The 14867-nt window shown below is 65.3% G+C and carries 10 protein-coding genes; 3 read left to right on the top strand and 7 right to left on the bottom strand.

The annotated features are described in order from the left end of the window. Positions 1-2: 2 nt before the first annotated feature. Complete coding sequence (locus tag PEP31012_RS08840) at positions 3-1682, bottom strand: ABC-F family ATP-binding cassette domain-containing protein (RefSeq protein WP_150588990.1); 1680 nt, start codon at positions 1680-1682, stop codon at positions 3-5. Between the two features lie 549 nt (positions 1683-2231). On the opposite strand from PEP31012_RS08840, the gene PEP31012_RS08835 reads away from it, so the two are divergent. Beyond that, on the top strand, positions 2232-2486 hold the full coding sequence (locus PEP31012_RS08835; protein WP_150588989.1) for a ParD-like family protein: 255 nt from the start codon (positions 2232-2234) through the stop codon (positions 2484-2486). Next, the gene (map, locus tag PEP31012_RS08830; RefSeq protein WP_150588988.1) at positions 2486-3334 is read left to right on the top strand and encodes a type I methionyl aminopeptidase; all 849 of its coding nucleotides are present in this window, start codon (positions 2486-2488) and stop codon (positions 3332-3334) included. Before PEP31012_RS08835 ends, map begins: the two co-directional genes overlap by 1 nt. A gap of 41 nt (positions 3335-3375) precedes the next feature. Here map and PEP31012_RS08825 read toward each other — a convergent pair whose 3' ends face one another. The 6 genes from PEP31012_RS08825 to PEP31012_RS08800 form a co-directional block, all read right to left on the bottom strand. Continuing rightward, positions 3376-4203, bottom strand: a complete 828-nt coding sequence (locus PEP31012_RS08825) for a hypothetical protein (RefSeq protein ID WP_150588987.1) — start codon at positions 4201-4203, stop codon at positions 3376-3378. Between the two features lie 301 nt (positions 4204-4504). Continuing rightward, complete coding sequence (locus PEP31012_RS08820) at positions 4505-5626, bottom strand: HPP family protein (RefSeq protein ID WP_150588986.1); 1122 nt, start codon at positions 5624-5626, stop codon at positions 4505-4507. A 588-nt stretch (positions 5627-6214) separates the two neighbouring features. Continuing rightward, positions 6215-7840 (bottom strand): efflux transporter outer membrane subunit, encoded by a 1626-nt coding sequence (locus PEP31012_RS08815; RefSeq protein WP_150588985.1) that lies wholly within the window; start codon positions 7838-7840, stop codon positions 6215-6217. 12 nt (positions 7841-7852) lie between these two features. Further along, complete coding sequence (locus PEP31012_RS08810; RefSeq protein ID WP_150588984.1) at positions 7853-11038, bottom strand: efflux RND transporter permease subunit; 3186 nt, start codon at positions 11036-11038, stop codon at positions 7853-7855. A 64-nt stretch (positions 11039-11102) separates the two neighbouring features. Continuing rightward, positions 11103-12461 carry an efflux RND transporter periplasmic adaptor subunit gene (locus PEP31012_RS08805; protein ID WP_150588983.1) on the bottom strand — a complete coding sequence of 453 codons (1359 nt, stop codon included), beginning with the start codon at positions 12459-12461 and terminating at the stop codon, positions 11103-11105. A gap of 29 nt (positions 12462-12490) precedes the next feature. Then, entirely contained in the window at positions 12491-13399 is a 909-nt protein-coding gene (locus PEP31012_RS08800) for an alpha/beta hydrolase (protein WP_150588982.1), read from the bottom strand. 240 nt (positions 13400-13639) lie between these two features. Between PEP31012_RS08800 and PEP31012_RS08795 the strand changes: the two genes are divergently transcribed. Continuing rightward, positions 13640-14653 carry a LysR family transcriptional regulator gene (locus PEP31012_RS08795; protein ID WP_150588981.1) on the top strand — a complete coding sequence of 338 codons (1014 nt, stop codon included), beginning with the start codon at positions 13640-13642 and terminating at the stop codon, positions 14651-14653. The last annotated feature ends 214 nt before the right edge of the window (positions 14654-14867 follow it).

The following is a 14867-nucleotide window of genomic DNA, read 5'->3' as shown; positions in this document are numbered from 1 at the left end:
GCTCAGGCGATGACCGGCTGCTCCGCGGCAGCCTGCTCGCGCATGAGACGGGCTTCGTCGCGCAGGAACTGCTGGTAATCGTCCAGATCGCCGTCGAAGGGCTCGACGCCGCCCTTGGTGACCAGCCAGAACTCATCACATACGGCGCGCAGGAGCGCCCGGTCGTGACTGACCAGCATCACCGTGCCCTCGAATTCGTTGAGCGCCACGGCTAGCGCTTCGCGTGTGGCCAAGTCGAGGTGGTTGGTAGGCTCGTCCAACAGCAGCAGGTTGGGGCGCTGCCACACGATCATGCACAACACGAGCCGCGCCTTTTCGCCGCCGCTCATCGTGCTGACCCTCTGATGGACCATGTCACCACTGAAGTTGAAGGTGCCGAGGAAGGTGCGAAGCGATTGTTCGGTGCCACTCTGGCCCGGCGCGCGCATGTGCGCCGGCGTGTCCCTGGCAAGGCGAATCATGTGTTCCATCGGCGTGTCGAGCGGGCGCAGCACGTCGAGTTCCTGCTGTGCAAAGTAGCCGATGTTCAGCCCCTTGCCTTCGCTGATTTCGCCGGCAATCGGCACCAGCGCATGCGCCACCGTCTTCACCAGCGTGGACTTGCCTTGGCCGTTGGCGCCAAGAATGCCGATGCGCTGCCCGGCCAGTACGGAACGGTTGATGCCCCGCACGATGACCGTGGGCGGCGTGCCCGGCAGCGCGTCGGTCGGCGCCGGGTAGCCGAAGCTCGCGTCCAGCATCGACAACAGCGGGTTCGGGACGTTGAGGGGCTCCTTGAACTCGAAGTTGAACTCCGCATCGGCAAGCACCGGTGCGATTTTCTCCATGCGCTCGAGCGCCTTGACCCGGCTCTGCGCCTGTTTCGCCTTCGAGGCCTGCGCCTTGAAACGGTCGATGAATTTCTGCAGGTGGGCGATTTTTTCCACCTGCTTGGCCATCGCGGCCTGCTGCAAGACGAGCTGCTCAGCACGCATGTCTTCGAACTTGCTGTAGTTGCCGCCGTAACGCACGAGCTTGGCGTTGTCGACGTGCACCGTCACCTGCGTCACTGCGTCGAGGAATTCGCGGTCGTGGCTGATCACGACAAGGGTTCCCTGGTAGCGTTTGAGCCACGTTTCCAGCCAGACCAGCGCGTCGAGGTCCAGGTGATTGGTCGGCTCGTCGAGCAGCAAAAGATCGGACGGGCACATGAGTGCGCGCGCCAACTGCAGTCTCATGCGCCAGCCACCGGAGAAACTGTTGACCGGCTGGCTAAGCTGCGCAGCACTGAAGCCAAGGCCAAGGATCAGCGCTTGCGCGCGTGCGCAGGCGTCATGAGCCCCGGCGTCGTGCAGGCTCATATAGGCGTGCGCCATACGCATGCCGTCGTCGCTGGCCTCGGCGGCGGCGACCTCCGCCTGTGCGGCCAGCAACACGGTGTCACCCTCGACGACGAAGTCGGTTGCGCTCTGCTCCGTCTCCGGCATCTCCTGCGCGACCTGGCCCATCTTCCATGAAGCGGGAATCGAGAACTCGCCGCTATCTTCGTGCAGCGTGCCGTTGAGAAGACCGAAGAAGGACGACTTGCCGGCACCATTGCGGCCGACAAGACCAATCTTTTCGCCAGGGGTGAAGGTGACGGACGCGCGGTCAAGCACGACATTAATGCCGCGACGCAGCGTGAGATTACGGACGGAAATCATAAGGGGCGACTTCGGAGAGGATTGGCATGATACCTTTTTATGCGAGGGCGACACCCGAATGGGAATCTTGTGTACGCGGACACGTCCTTGCAAACCGCGGTGACGTTTCGTCAGCTCCGGTAATACCTTTCGCGCAAAAGACAGTGCAGTCCGGCGGCATGGCCAACCGGCTCAACGGCGCCGCGTTTGGGGCTGGTGCTGGTGGAGAGCCGCCGACGTTTCTCGCGCTTACTGAGAACGCAGGGGATGTGATTGCGAAATTGGCCAAAATGCCAACCGATGACATCGCTTCGTGCCGCTCGTGGTGGGGCTCGGTTGAGACTTGCGCCGCCGTGGCCCTCATCACACATCGACATCCAGGCGCAGGTCGTCAACCGTTGAATGGGACGCCATGCCCTTCTCGCGGGGAGTGGAAGAGGGCGATCCTGTGTCGGATTCGCGGCGGCACCGCGCGCCTCATGTATCGCGGCCCGCGTTCAAGCGCGACAACGGGCTGCCGCTCTGATAATATACGTTTCGTAGCTATTTCGTATATAAGAGGTCCGCAACATGGGTATCGTCAAGATATCGGAGCAGATGCATGCGGCGTTGCGCAACACGAGCGGCGCGCTCAGCCGTTCGATCAACGCCCAAGCCGAGCATTGGTTGCGCGTCGGCATGCTCTCCGAACTCAATCCCACGCTGAGCTACGGCGACATCTGCCGCAAGCTCATCGAATCCGAGGGGGGCCAGGCCGGTGAGGCCGAGGTCGCCGTGTCTCCCGCAACCGGTGCCCCCGTCACCGCATTCAATAAGGTGGCGTAATGGTGCGCGAACGCGTTGTCATCCGATCCAAAGAAGAAATCGCACTGTCGCGCCGCGCCGGGGATTTGGCCGCGCAGGTGCTCGCGATGATTGGCGAGCACGTCAAACCCGGCGTCACGACCGATGCGCTCGATCGCCTGTGTCACGACTTCATCGTCGACGAGCTGAAGGCGATTCCCGCCAATATCGGCTATCACGGGTATCCGAAGACCGTGTGTGCGTCGGTGAATCACGTCGTCTGTCATGGCATCCCTGGCGAGAAGACGCTGCACGACGGCGACATCGTCAACATCGACGTCGCCCTCATCAAGGACGGCTGGTTCGGTGACACGAGCCGCATGTATTACGCGGGCAAGCCGAGCATTCTTGCCAAGCGCCTGGTCGATACGACCTTCGAAGCGATGCTCGCGGGCATTCGTGCCGTGCGTCCGGGCGCAACCCTGGGCGACGTCGGCTACGCCATCCAGACGGTGGCGCATCGCGAAGGCTTCAGCATCGTGCGCGACTACTGCGGGCACGGCATCGGCACGACTTATCACGATGATCCGCAGGTGTTGCACTATGGGCGTCCGGGCACGGGGCTCACGCTGCGCCCCGGGATGATCTTCACCATCGAACCGATGGTCAACGCCGGCAAGCCGGACACGAAGCAGTTGGCGGATGGCTGGACGGTCGTGACACGCGACCGTTCGTTGTCCGCCCAGTGGGAGCACATGGTCGCCGTGACGGAGACCGGCTTCGAGGTCCTCACGCAATGGCCGGACGGCCTTGGCGAGTATGCCCGCTTCGGAAGCTTCGGCAACCTCGGTACGCTGGACGGCAGCGCGGGAACCGCCAACGCCGCCTGATGACGGGGCAGTGACAACGCCTGGGGCGCGCGATGCACGCCTCAGACGTCGTCCGGTGCGTCGTCGAGCGTCAGCAGTTCACTGGCGAAGCGGCGGTAAAGCCATGCGGAAGTGCCCGTCGAGACCGCGATCCACATCACGGACAACACCGTCTGCAGCACCAGCATGCCAAGCGCTGCCGTCTTGGCCGCCGGCATGACGTGCAGCAGCGCTGCGAACAGGGCTGACACGACACCGCCCGCGATCATCAACGGCAGCACGGTCCCGATCATGGTGCCGAACATCGACCAGAAGTGTCCACGTGAATCCCGCCAGGCGGCGCGCCAGCGCTTGCTGCGTCCCGCGCCAATCTGCGCAAAGATCAGCGATACGCGCACCAGCACGTAGGCCAGCGCACAAATCAACAGCACGCAAAACGTGGCGAGTCCCGCATACGAATTGCTGTGTCCGGTCGCCCGCAGTGCCAGCGCCGCACCCAGGGCGATGACCAGCCACACCCCAGCAAAGGCGACGAAGATCTGGGTCGACGCCCAGAGATAGCGCCAGAGATCGCGTCCATACCAACGGCCTTGCCGGGCGGCTTCCGGGCCGAGAATCGTGTACCGAAAGACGTGGATGACGAGCACCGAGAACGCCACGAGGTTGGCGAAAAAGACGCCGAACGACATGAGTGCGATACGCAGCCGGTAGATGGCCGGTTCGCCGGTTTGTGAGGCAGTGCGCGCGAGTTGATCGAGCGAAATGCTAAGTCCCGCCGTCACGAGGAAGACAACGGCAATCGCCAGGCACAGCCATGGCCGTTGGCGCAACGCGTTGAAGCCGTCGCGCCAGGCGCCCTTGAAACACTGTTTGAACGTGATCGGATCCATGCTCTCCCTCGAGCGAATTTCGCTTCGTTAAACGAAGCGTTACGACGTTGGTGCGCCGCGCCGCCGCCATTCTTGCAGATCGGCTCAGGGCTGACAATTGCACGCAGAGAGGGGAGAGGCCCGGTGTCGGCAGCAACACGACGGGGGGCTAGGGAGACGGCGAGGGTGAGGTGAGGTGAGGGCGAGGATGAGGATGAGGATGAGGATGAGGATGAGGATGATGCAGGGGGAACTGACGCCCGCGATGCTCGCCGCACCACAGGCGCAGGGGCCTGACGTTCCGTGCCTGGTGCCTAATGTGTCATGCGGCCATGACCTTGCGCAGCACTTCGGCGTGCGTGACAACGCCCACCAGCCGGGCCGCCTCGTCGAGCACGGGCAGCGTGCCATGACGTTGCGCCATGAGCAATGGCACCAGCTCGGAGAGGGGCATGCCGGTCGTGGCCGACTTCGGCTGCACTTGCATGACATCGCGAACCGCCGGGCGCTGCCCGCTGCCGATCGATACGCCAAAGCGCGGCCACTGCTGACGACGTGCTCTGCGCGTATGCAGGTCGTGACGCGTCACCAGGCCGATCACGCGCGCATCGCCATCGACGACCGGCAGGGCGTCCAGGCCGTGACGCTGCAGCAGACGCCACGCCGCCGGCGCTTCGTCGTGTGCCTGAACCTTCGCCAGAGGCGGCGTCATGACGTCGGCACAGGTCAATTCGCGTGCGCGTCGCGCATAAGCCTCGCGCTGGGTGTCGCGAAGCAGGCTGGCCAGATCGTCAGGGGAAATGTCGAGAAGTTCGCTACGGCGGGCGAGGGCCTTCTCGGCGTCGGCCGTCGTGACCGGTATGGCCGAAGCGTTGACCGGACGCACCGGTGCCTGCGCACGCGTGGCGTGCGGATAGCGGTGGCCGGTAAGCGCGTGATAACCAATAGCGGCCGCAAGCAGCACGACGGACTGCGCGGCAATCGGTTCGAGGACGAATCCGTACCCGAGGGCGTGGACGGCCGGGCCGCCGAGCACGGCCGTGAGCGCAACGGCGCCTGAGGGCGGGTGCACGCAGCGCAGCGTGAACATCAACGCGATGGAAACGCCGACCGCCGTGGCCGCCGCGGCGATAGGCGACGCAATGTGCATCGCACAGGTGACGCCGACGATCGCGGCGACCAGATTGCCGCCGAGAATCGACCAGGGCTGGGCGAGCGGACTGGCCGGAACGCCGAAGAGCAGCACGGCGGAAGCCCCCATCGGCGCAACGAGCCAGGGGATATAGGTGGCGGGGCCGAGCGTCCAGAGCATCAGGCCGCCGGTCAGCGCAATCCCGCAAAGCGCGCCGAAGCCTGCGCGAACGCGCTCGCGCCAGTGCACGGCCACCACGGCAGGCAGAAAACCTGCCAGCCAATCTCTCACGTCACGTCGTGTCATTGCCATGTCGTCCCGCTCCACCATCTGCACCCGTTTAGGGCGGCGCTTTGATATTTTGTGCATGATATATCGTATATCGATGGATTGGGAGGGGATGAGCGCGTGATTTTAATGCTGCGGTGCAGCGAAATCATCGATGAGAATCGGTTGCCACGAGAGCGGTGCACCAAAATCAGGAAAACGAGACGCATAAGGCGTGAACCTTGCGGGTAACGGTAGCCGAGGGCAGGGGTACGGGCAGCGGTAGGGGCAGCGGGGACGCGAAAGATGTGAGGTGAGGTGGGCGAAGCGAGGTCAGGCGAGCCGGGCGGGTGGACGGGAATCGTCGCGCAAAAAAGGCCCGGGCACGCCGACTGTCGATTGACTGACGGCACGCACCGGGTAAGCAGGGACGCAGGGAAGAAACTTGTTTCCAGACGGAATGACAGGAAATCGGGGCATCGAAACCGGCGGCGCGCCTGACACGCGTCGGGGGCGGGTCGGCGTGCCAATCGTCTTGGGGGGACGAGCGCGGCCGCCGGTTCGATGCTTCCGATTCAGGCGACGGCCGGCCCGATGCGCCGGGCCGCTACGCCTGCGTGACCGAGATACGAACTACCGCGCCGCCACGGTGGCATCGGTGACGTCGCTGGCGTTGGGATGACGAGCCGCGGATGCTGTGCCATTGGTTGCCACGTCGGGCGCCGCAGGCGACCCAAGTGAGGCAGGCGACGTCGATGTCGTGGACTTCGCTGGAGCATCCGCCGTCGGCACATCACCCCATCCACCGCCGAGGGCGCGGATCAGGTTGACGGTCGATACGGCCTGCGCGCCGGCGAGCTGAACCGCACTGCGCTGCGTCTGCAGCACCGTGCGTTCGGCATCGATGACGTCGAGATACGCAATCGAGCCTTCCTGATACTGCATGCGCGAGAGCTGGGCGGCACGGTTCGACGCTGCCACCGCGTCGCTCTGCGCCCGCGTTTGCGCGGCGAGCAGGCGCAGGTTCGACAGGTTGTCCTCGACCTCCTGGAACGCGACGAGCACTTGCTGGCGGTAGTTCGCGACATCTTCCTCATAGCGCGCCCGCGCCCGCGACAGATTGCCGCTGCGCGCGCCGCCATCGAAGATCGGCATCGAGAGCAGCCCGCCCACCACCGGGCCGAGCAGGAAGGTGCGGCTCGACCAATTGAACAGGTCGCCCAGCGTGGCCGCTTCGAAGCCCCCGGCGCCAGTCAGCGACAGCGACGGGAAGAACGCGGCTTTCGCCACCCCGATGCGCGCGTTGGCGGCCGCCATGGCGTGCTCGGCCGCGGCAATGTCCGGCCGCCGTTCGAGCAGCGCCGACGGCAGGCCCGCCGGGATGTGCACCGCCACCGGCACCAGCGGCGACGGCGCGAAGGTGAATTCTGCCGGCGCCTTGCCAAGCAGAATTGCAAGGCTATGCTCCGACGCCGCTCGCAGACGCGCCACCGCCAGCGCATCCGATTGCGCCGTGGCCAGCTCCGCCTTGGCGCGGGCCACGTCCAGCTCGCCGATATCGCCTTCGGTAAAGCGTCGTTGCACCAGCTTGAGCGCCGCTTCGCGCAACGTCACCGTTTGCGTGTACAGCGCCTGTTCGGCGTCAAGTTCGCGCAGGCTGAAGTAGTTCTGTGCGACATCGGCTTGCAGCGCGAGCTGCACCGAGCGATACAGCGCTTCGCTCTGTTCGGCGTCTGCACGGGCCGCGGCGACGCTGTCCGACACGCGCCCGAACAGATCGACTTCATAACCGACGCTCGCTTGCGCGCGCCACAGCGTGTACGGCGCGATGTTCGTGCCGTCCGGTTGCATCTGCGAGGCGGGCGAGAGCTTCTGCCGCGTCGGACCGAACCCGGCGTCGAGCGTCGGGAACAGCGCCGCACGCGCCTGACGTTGCACCCCTCGCGCTTCCTGCACGCGGGCGGCAGCCGCCTTCAAGTTCTGGTTCGCGGCCAGCGCGTCGTCCTCGAGCGTATCGAGCGTGGCGTCGCCGAACACTTTCCACCATTGACCGCGCGCCATCGCCTCGGCGGGCTCGGCGGGCTTCCACGTCCCGGCCTCGCCGGCCGGCAGCGACGCTTCCTTGAACGCCGTCGGCGTCCCCGTGTCAGTCACCGTCGGCACCTGATAAGTGGGGGCCATCGAGCAGCCCGCCACCACCAGCAGCGCGCCAAGCAGACCCGAGACACCCAGACTACGTTTGATCCATTGCGATTGCATGATTGGCATCCTTCAGACTTCGGCCTTGACGTTGGTGGGCAGGGTCGACGCGTGGGCGCTGTGCAGCGGCTTCTTGCCCGCCAGGGTGCGCAGCAGCACGTAGAACACCGGCGTCATCATCAGACCGAAACCGGTCACGCCGATCATGCCGAAGAACACGGCGACCCCCATCGCGTGACGCATTTCCGAACCGGCGCCGGTCGATGTCACCAGCGGCACCACGCCCATGATGAACGCGATGGACGTCATCAGAATCGGGCGCAGACGCAGCCGACTTGCCTCGATCGCCGCGGCCACGGGGCTGCGGCCCTGCATTTCCAACTCGCGTGCGAACTCCACGATCAGGATCGCGTTCTTCGCGGACAGCCCCACCAGCACCATCAGGCCGATCTGCGTGAAGATGTTGTTATCGCCCCCGGTCAGCCACACGCCGAACAGCGCAGACAGAATGCTCATCGGCACGATCATGATGACGGCGAGCGGCAGCGTCAGGCTTTCGTACTGCGCGGCGAGTACCAGGAACACCAGCAGCACCGAGATCGGGAACACCCACAGCGCCGAGTTGCCCGCGAGAATCTGCTGATACGTCAGATCCGTCCATTCGAACTTCACCCCGCGCGGCAGCGTCTCGGCGGCGATGCGCTCCACGGCGGCCTGCGCCTGGCCCGACGAATACCCCGGGGCCGGACCGCCGTTCACATCGGCGGCGGTGTAGCCGTTGTAACGCACCACCATTTCCGGACCGAACGTCGGCGACACTTTGACCAGCGACGACAGTGGCACCATCTCGCCATTGCTGTTGCGGGTCTTGAGCAGCCCGATGTCGTCGGCATGGGCGCGGAACGGCGCATCGGCCTGGACACGCACCTGGTACACGCGCCCGAACTTGTTGAAGTCGTTCACGTACAGCGAGCCGAGATAGATCTGCATGGTGTCGAACACGTCGGTGATCGGCACGCCCAACTGCTTTGCCTTCACGCGGTCGAGATCCACGTTCAGTTGCGGCACGTTGATCTGGTACGACGAGAACATCGGGCCCAGTTCCTTCGCCTGCGACGCCTTCTTGATGAACGCTTGCGTGGCGTCGTTCAAGGCGGCATAGCCGAGCGCGCCGCGATCTTCGATCTGCAGCTTGAAGCCGCCGAGCGTTCCCAAACCCAGCACCGGCGGGGGCGGGAAGACGGCGATGAACGAGTCCTTCATCTTCGAGTAGACGCCGTTGAGCTGTCCGGCAATGGCGGCGGCCGAGAGCGTCTTGCCGTGACGCTCGGCGAACGGCTTGAGTGTCACGAACACGATACCGGCCGACGACGAGTTGGTGAATCCGTTGACCGACAACCCCGGGAAGGCCACGGCGCTCTGCACGCCGGGTGTCTTCAGGGCGACGTCGGTCATGTCGCGGATCACCTTCTCGGTGCGGTCGAGCGATGCGCCGTTGGGCAACTGGGCAAACGCCACCAGATACTCCTTGTCCTGCGCCGGCACGAAGCCGCCGGGGACGACCTTGCCCAGCAGGATCGTGGCGCCGAGCAGCACCGCGAAGATCGCCATCATGATCGCCTTGCGGCCGATCACACGGGTGACGCCCTGACCGTATTTTTCCGAACCGCGATGGAACACACGGTTGAACGCGTTGAAGAAGCCGGCCAGGTATCGGTTCATCTGCCGCGTCAGCCAGTCGGGCTCGGCGTGATGGTCCTTGAGCAGCAGCGCGGCCATGGCCGGCGACAGCGTGAGCGAGTTGAAGGCCGAGATCACCGTCGAGATGGCGATGGTCATCGCGAACTGCTTGTAGAACTGCCCCGTCAGGCCCGACATGAAGGCGAGCGGTACGAACACGGCCACCAGCGTGAGGGCGATCGCGATGATCGGGCCACTCACTTCACGCATGGCCTGATAGGTCGCCTCCTTCGGCGAGAGTCCCGCCGCGATATTGCGCTCCACGTTCTCGACCACCACGATGGCGTCGTCCACCACGATACCGATGGCGAGCACCATCCCGAACAGTGACAACGCGTTGATCGAGTAGCCGAAGCCGAGCAGCAGGGCGAACGTCCCCACAATCGATACCGGCACGGCGAGCAGCGGAATGATCGACGCGCGCCACGTCTGCAGGAATACGATCACCACCAGCACCACGAGCGCGATGGCTTCGAGCAACGTGTGTACCACGGCCTTGATCGACGAGCGCACGAACTGCGTCGGGTCATAGACGATGCGGTATTCGACGCCCGGGGGCATGTCCTTTTGCAGTTCCGCCATCGCTTCGCGGACCTGATCCGAGATCTGCAGCGAGTTCGCGCCCGGCGACTGGTTGATGGCCAGCGCTACGGCGGGCTGGTTGTCGAGCAACGAACGCAGGCTGTATTGCGAGGCGTCGAGCTGCACGCGGGCCACGTCGCCCAGGTGCGTGACGGCACCGTCCGGCGAGGTTTTCAGGATGATGTCGCGGAACTCGTCTTCCGTGTTCAGTCGGCCACGCGCGTTCACGTTGAGTTGCAGCGGCGTGTTCGGGCCGGACGGCGACGCGCCGATGACCCCGGCGGCGACCTGCACGTTCTGCTCACGAATGGCCTTCACCACATCCGAGGCGGTCAGGCCACGCTGAGCCACCTTCGCCGGATCGAGCCAGACACGCATCGAGTAATCACCCGCGCCCCACAGCTGCACCTCCCCCACGCCCTGGATGCGCGAGAGGCGATCCTTGACGTTGATGAGCGCGTAGTTGCGCAGGTAGGTCATGTCGTAGCGCTGGTTGGGAGAGAGCAGGTGGACCACCATGGTGAGCGTGGGCGACGACTTGATCGTCGTCACGCCCAGACGCTGCACGTCGTCCGGCAGGCGCGGCAGCGCTTGCGAGACGCGGTTCTGCACGAGCTGCTGCGCCTTGTCCGGGTCGGTGCCCAGACGGAAGGTCACGGTCGTGGTGAGGTTGCCGTCGCTGTTGGCCTGCGACTGCATGTACAGCATGTTCTCCACGCCGTTGATCTGCTCTTCGAGCGGCGCGGCAACGGTCTCGGCGATCACCTTCGGGTTGGCGCCGGGGTATTGGGCATGCACGACGACCGACGGCGGAACCACTTCCGGGTACTCCGAAATCGGCAACTGGAACACGGCGATCAGGCCGGCCAGCAGCGTGATGACCGAGAGCACCCCCGCGAAGATGGGCCGGTCGATAAAGAATTTTGAGATGTTCATGACGAGACTCTTGGGGGTCGTTCAGGGCGCGGTTCGTGCGTGCGCAAGTGTGCCTGGGCGCATTTCACGAACGCGTCGCCGTGGTGGCCGTCGCGACCGTGCGGGCCGTCGCCGGCTTCGCGCTCGCGCTGTCCTTGCGGCCGTGCTGAGGGGGCTGGCTTGCGGTGCTGGCGTCGGTGCTAACGGCGGAGGGTTGGGCGTCGTTGCGGGCGCCGGTGTCGACGGCGTTCTTGGCCATGGCCGGCGCGACGATGTCGTGCCCGTCGCCCGTGTCACCGGCCATCTTCACGGCCTTCGGCGTGACCGGATCGCCCGGACGCACGCGCTGCAGGCCGTTGACGACGATGCGCTCGCCGTCCTTCAGGCCGCCGGCGATCTCGATGAGGCCGCCATGGCGCTCACCCAACTGCACTTCGCGGTACTGCACCTTGTTCTGCGCATCGACCACTAGCACGAACTTCTTGCTCTGGTCGGTGCCGATCGCCGCCTCGTCGACGAGCAGCGCCGGATGCGGCTCGCCGCCGCCCACGCGAACGCGGGCATACAGACCCGGCAAGAGGGTGCCGTCGGCGTTATCGAAGCGCGCGCGCACGCGGATCGTGCCCGACGTCGTATCGAAGCGGTTGTCGACCGAATACACGGTGCCCTTGCGTGAGTAACCGGACTCGTTGGCCAGCCCCAGGTCGACGGGAACCCCCAACGTGTTCGCGGTATCGCGCGCGAGATAGCGCAGATAGGTCTGCTCGTCGACGTCGAACGCGGCGTAGATTGGCGAAACCGATACCACCGTCGTCAGCGCGGGCGATTGCGCGCCGGCCGAGACCGTGTTGCCCAGGGTGATTTCCGCGCGCGAGACGCGCCCGGCAATCGGCGCCACGATCTGTGTGTACCCGAGGTTGATGCGGGCGGTTTCCAGCGCGGCGCGCGCCGCCTTGACGTTGGCGACGGCTTCGCGCGCGGCGTTTTCCTTCTGGTCGAAGTCTTTCTTCGCGATGGCGTTGTCCGCGATCAGGCGCTGCGCACGTGCCAGGTCGGTGCTGGTGAAGACCTCACGCGCCTGCGCCGAAGCCAGTTGCGCCGCCGCGCGGTCGACTTCGGCGGCATACGGGCGCGGGTCGATGGTGAAGAGGGCATCGCCCTTTTTCACGAGCTGTCCGTCCTTGAAATGCACCGCGGTGATGGTGCCCGACACGAGCGGTTTGATATCGACGCGATCCACGGCGTCGAGCCGGCCCGAGTAACTTTGCCAGTCGGTCACGGTGCGCGAGATCACGTTGGCCACGTCCACTTCGACGCTCGGCATGACCTGAGCGGTAGGGGGCGTGCTGGCGTCGACGCGCACGACGGTGAGCGTGCCCAGGGCCACGAGCGCTACCGTGGCAGCGGCGGCAATGAGGACGGGTTTGCGAGCGAGGGTGGTCATTTTTTTAAGATCTCCGGAATCGGATGGACTCACTGGGTGGCACCGGTGGCGGGTGGCGCCAGCCGGCGTGTCAGGAACGCGGCCACTTCCCGCAGTGCGGCGGGCAGGGCGGCCAGGCCGTGGTGGGACGCGCTGCGATGGCGCGTGACCTGCGTCGGCACGCCTGCCGCGATCAGCTCGGCCGCGTATTTTTCGGCTTCGACGTGCAGCAGGTCGTGTTCGGCGGACGCAATCAAGGTGGGCGGCAAGCCCGCGAGGCGCCGCGATTCGAGCGGCGCGGCGTACGGATGCAGACGCTGCGTTGCGTGCGGCAGATACGCGCGATAGCAGCGGGCGCACTCGCTCGCTTCGATATCGCTCGGCGTGCGGCCATCGGCCAGGCGCGTCATGCTGGGGTCGAGCAGCGGGGCCAGCAGCACTTGTGCCGAGATCGTCGCTTCACCGCGATCGCGCGCCATCATCGTCAGCGCCGCGGCAATATTGCCGCCGGCGTCGTGACCGGCCACGGCGAGACGGCGCGCGCTCGCGCCGTAGCGGCGGGCGTGACGTTGCAGCCACAGCGCGGCGCACCATGCATCTTCGGGCGCCGCCGGGAACGGGTGTGCCGGGGCGAGCGAATACCCGACTGACACCACCAGCGCCGGGACATGCGAGGCGAGATAGCGGGCCGCCGCGTCGCCGTCGTCGAGCGAGCCGTGGCAAAAGCCGCCGCCGTGGAAGTACAGCACCGCGGGCAAATGCGCTTCGAGCGGTACCACCACGCCAGGCGCCTCGGTGTGCGCGTGGGCCGCCGAGACGGTGGGGCCGGCAGGGCGGTACAGGCGCAACGTGACCGGACCGGCATGCCCGGCGATGCTCACTTCGTCGATGCGCAGTCCGTCGTCGGTGCGGCGGGTTTGGCCTGGGCGTCCCGAGGGCGACTTGGCGTTGGCAGACATATGACGTTGGGCTCGCGAACGCGATACCCCTCTGATGACATTCGATGGAACGAAGTTTAGAGGCCACGCACATCGGGATAAACGCCTATAATTTGGCAACACTGTTCGGTCAGATCGACTAATCGATGTGGGTCTTGCCGATGTTGGCCTGTCTCGCCGACCAATGGGCTCGGGGACGGGCGACGGGGCAAAAATAGTCGGATCGACGGGTACAACCGCGTTTTCGAATGGGGAAATGTCATGGATCGCTTGCAAGCGATGCAGGTCTTCACGCGAGTCGTCGAGGCAAACAGCTTTTCACGCGCGGCCGACAACCTCGGTTTGCCGCGCACCTCGGTGACCACGATTATTCAAAACCTTGAGTCGCATCTCGGCACGCGGCTGTTGCAACGTACGACCCGGCGGCTCAATCTGACGCCCGACGGGGCCGCGTACTACGAGCGATGCCTGCGCATTCTCGCGGATATCGAGGAAACCGAGTCGTCGTTCCGGGAGAGCAGTCAGCGCGTGCGCGGCAAGTTGCGCATCGATATGCCGGGCTCGCTCGGCAAGCTGGTGGTGTTGCCGGCGCTGTGCGAATTCCACGATCGATATCCGGAAGTGGAACTCATGGTCGGCATGGGCGACAAGCCGGTCGATCTGATTCAGGAAGGCGTCGATTGCGTCTTGCGCGTCGGCACGCTTCAGGATTCGAGCCTCGTCGCACGGCGTGTAGGACTGTTCCAAAGCGTGACGTGCGCGTCGCCGGCTTATCTGGAGCGCATGGGCATGCCGCACTCGCTCGACGATCTGCAACGGCACACGGCGGTGCATTACTTCTCGAGCCGCACGGGGCGTGTGGTCGACGAGCAGTTCCTCGTGGACGGCAAGGAAGTCGAGATTCATATGCCGGGGGCGGTCGCCGTCAACGATGCCGAGGCGTATCTGCAACTGGGACTCGCGGGGTTCGGGACGGTGCAGCTCGCGCGGTTCATGGCGCTGCCTTACCTGCAATCGGGCCATTTGGTCGAGATCCTGCACCAGTGGAAGCCGCCGCCCATGCCGATTTCGGCCGTGTATCCGCATAACCGGCACCTATCGCCCAAGGTTCGTGTGTTTGTCGACTTCATCGCCGAACTCTTTGAACGTTGCCCGTTGCTGCAAGGGCTCGATGAGACCGCCGGCGAGTGCAAGCCGACGGTGGCGGCCGAGGGGGCAGACGCTCGCTGGGCCTCGTACGGTACGGAAATGGCCCCGCAGGACGTCGTGGTCTGACGGCGCGGCCGGCCGTACCGGCCACCTCGCAACGCCGGAAGTCGCGCCCGCGCAACCGCTCACCGAGCGCCGCGCGGGCGCTTTTTTTCGTGGCGACGCCTAGCGCACCGCACTTGGGAAAATTCTTAATAAAAAATGCCCAAACGTGATGGGGCCGGACGGACGGCTTGCCGCGCTGGCGACCCGGTGTGGCGCTTCGTCAGGCGATAAGACG

The sequence above is a fragment of the Pandoraea eparura genome (genome assembly GCF_902459725.1).
Classification (GTDB): Bacteria; Pseudomonadota; Gammaproteobacteria; order Burkholderiales; family Burkholderiaceae; genus Pandoraea; species Pandoraea eparura.
This window is presented reverse-complemented; position numbering and strand designations above follow the sequence as displayed.

What these genes read in the sequence shown, in the direction of transcription:
- PEP31012_RS08840 (WP_150588990.1), bottom strand. Translation starts at nt 1,682, where the DNA reads ATGATTTCCGTCCGTAATCTCACGCTGCGTCGCGGCATTAATGTCGTG.
- PEP31012_RS08810 (WP_150588984.1), bottom strand. Translation starts at nt 11,038, where the DNA reads ATGAACATCTCAAAATTCTTTATCGACCGGCCCATCTTCGCGGGGGTG.
- PEP31012_RS08815 (WP_150588985.1), bottom strand. Translation starts at nt 7,840, where the DNA reads ATGCAATCGCAATGGATCAAACGTAGTCTGGGTGTCTCGGGTCTGCTT.
- PEP31012_RS08800 (WP_150588982.1), bottom strand. Translation starts at nt 13,399, where the DNA reads ATGTCTGCCAACGCCAAGTCGCCCTCGGGACGCCCAGGCCAAACCCGC.
- PEP31012_RS08805 (WP_150588983.1), bottom strand. Translation starts at nt 12,461, where the DNA reads ATGACCACCCTCGCTCGCAAACCCGTCCTCATTGCCGCCGCTGCCACG.
- PEP31012_RS08825 (WP_150588987.1), bottom strand. Translation starts at nt 4,203, where the DNA reads ATGGATCCGATCACGTTCAAACAGTGTTTCAAGGGCGCCTGGCGCGAC.
- PEP31012_RS08835 (WP_150588989.1), top strand. Translation starts at nt 2,232, where the DNA reads ATGGGTATCGTCAAGATATCGGAGCAGATGCATGCGGCGTTGCGCAAC.
- PEP31012_RS08820 (WP_150588986.1), bottom strand. Translation starts at nt 5,626, where the DNA reads ATGGCAATGACACGACGTGACGTGAGAGATTGGCTGGCAGGTTTTCTG.
- map (WP_150588988.1), top strand. Translation starts at nt 2,486, where the DNA reads ATGGTGCGCGAACGCGTTGTCATCCGATCCAAAGAAGAAATCGCACTG.
- PEP31012_RS08795 (WP_150588981.1), top strand. Translation starts at nt 13,640, where the DNA reads ATGGATCGCTTGCAAGCGATGCAGGTCTTCACGCGAGTCGTCGAGGCA.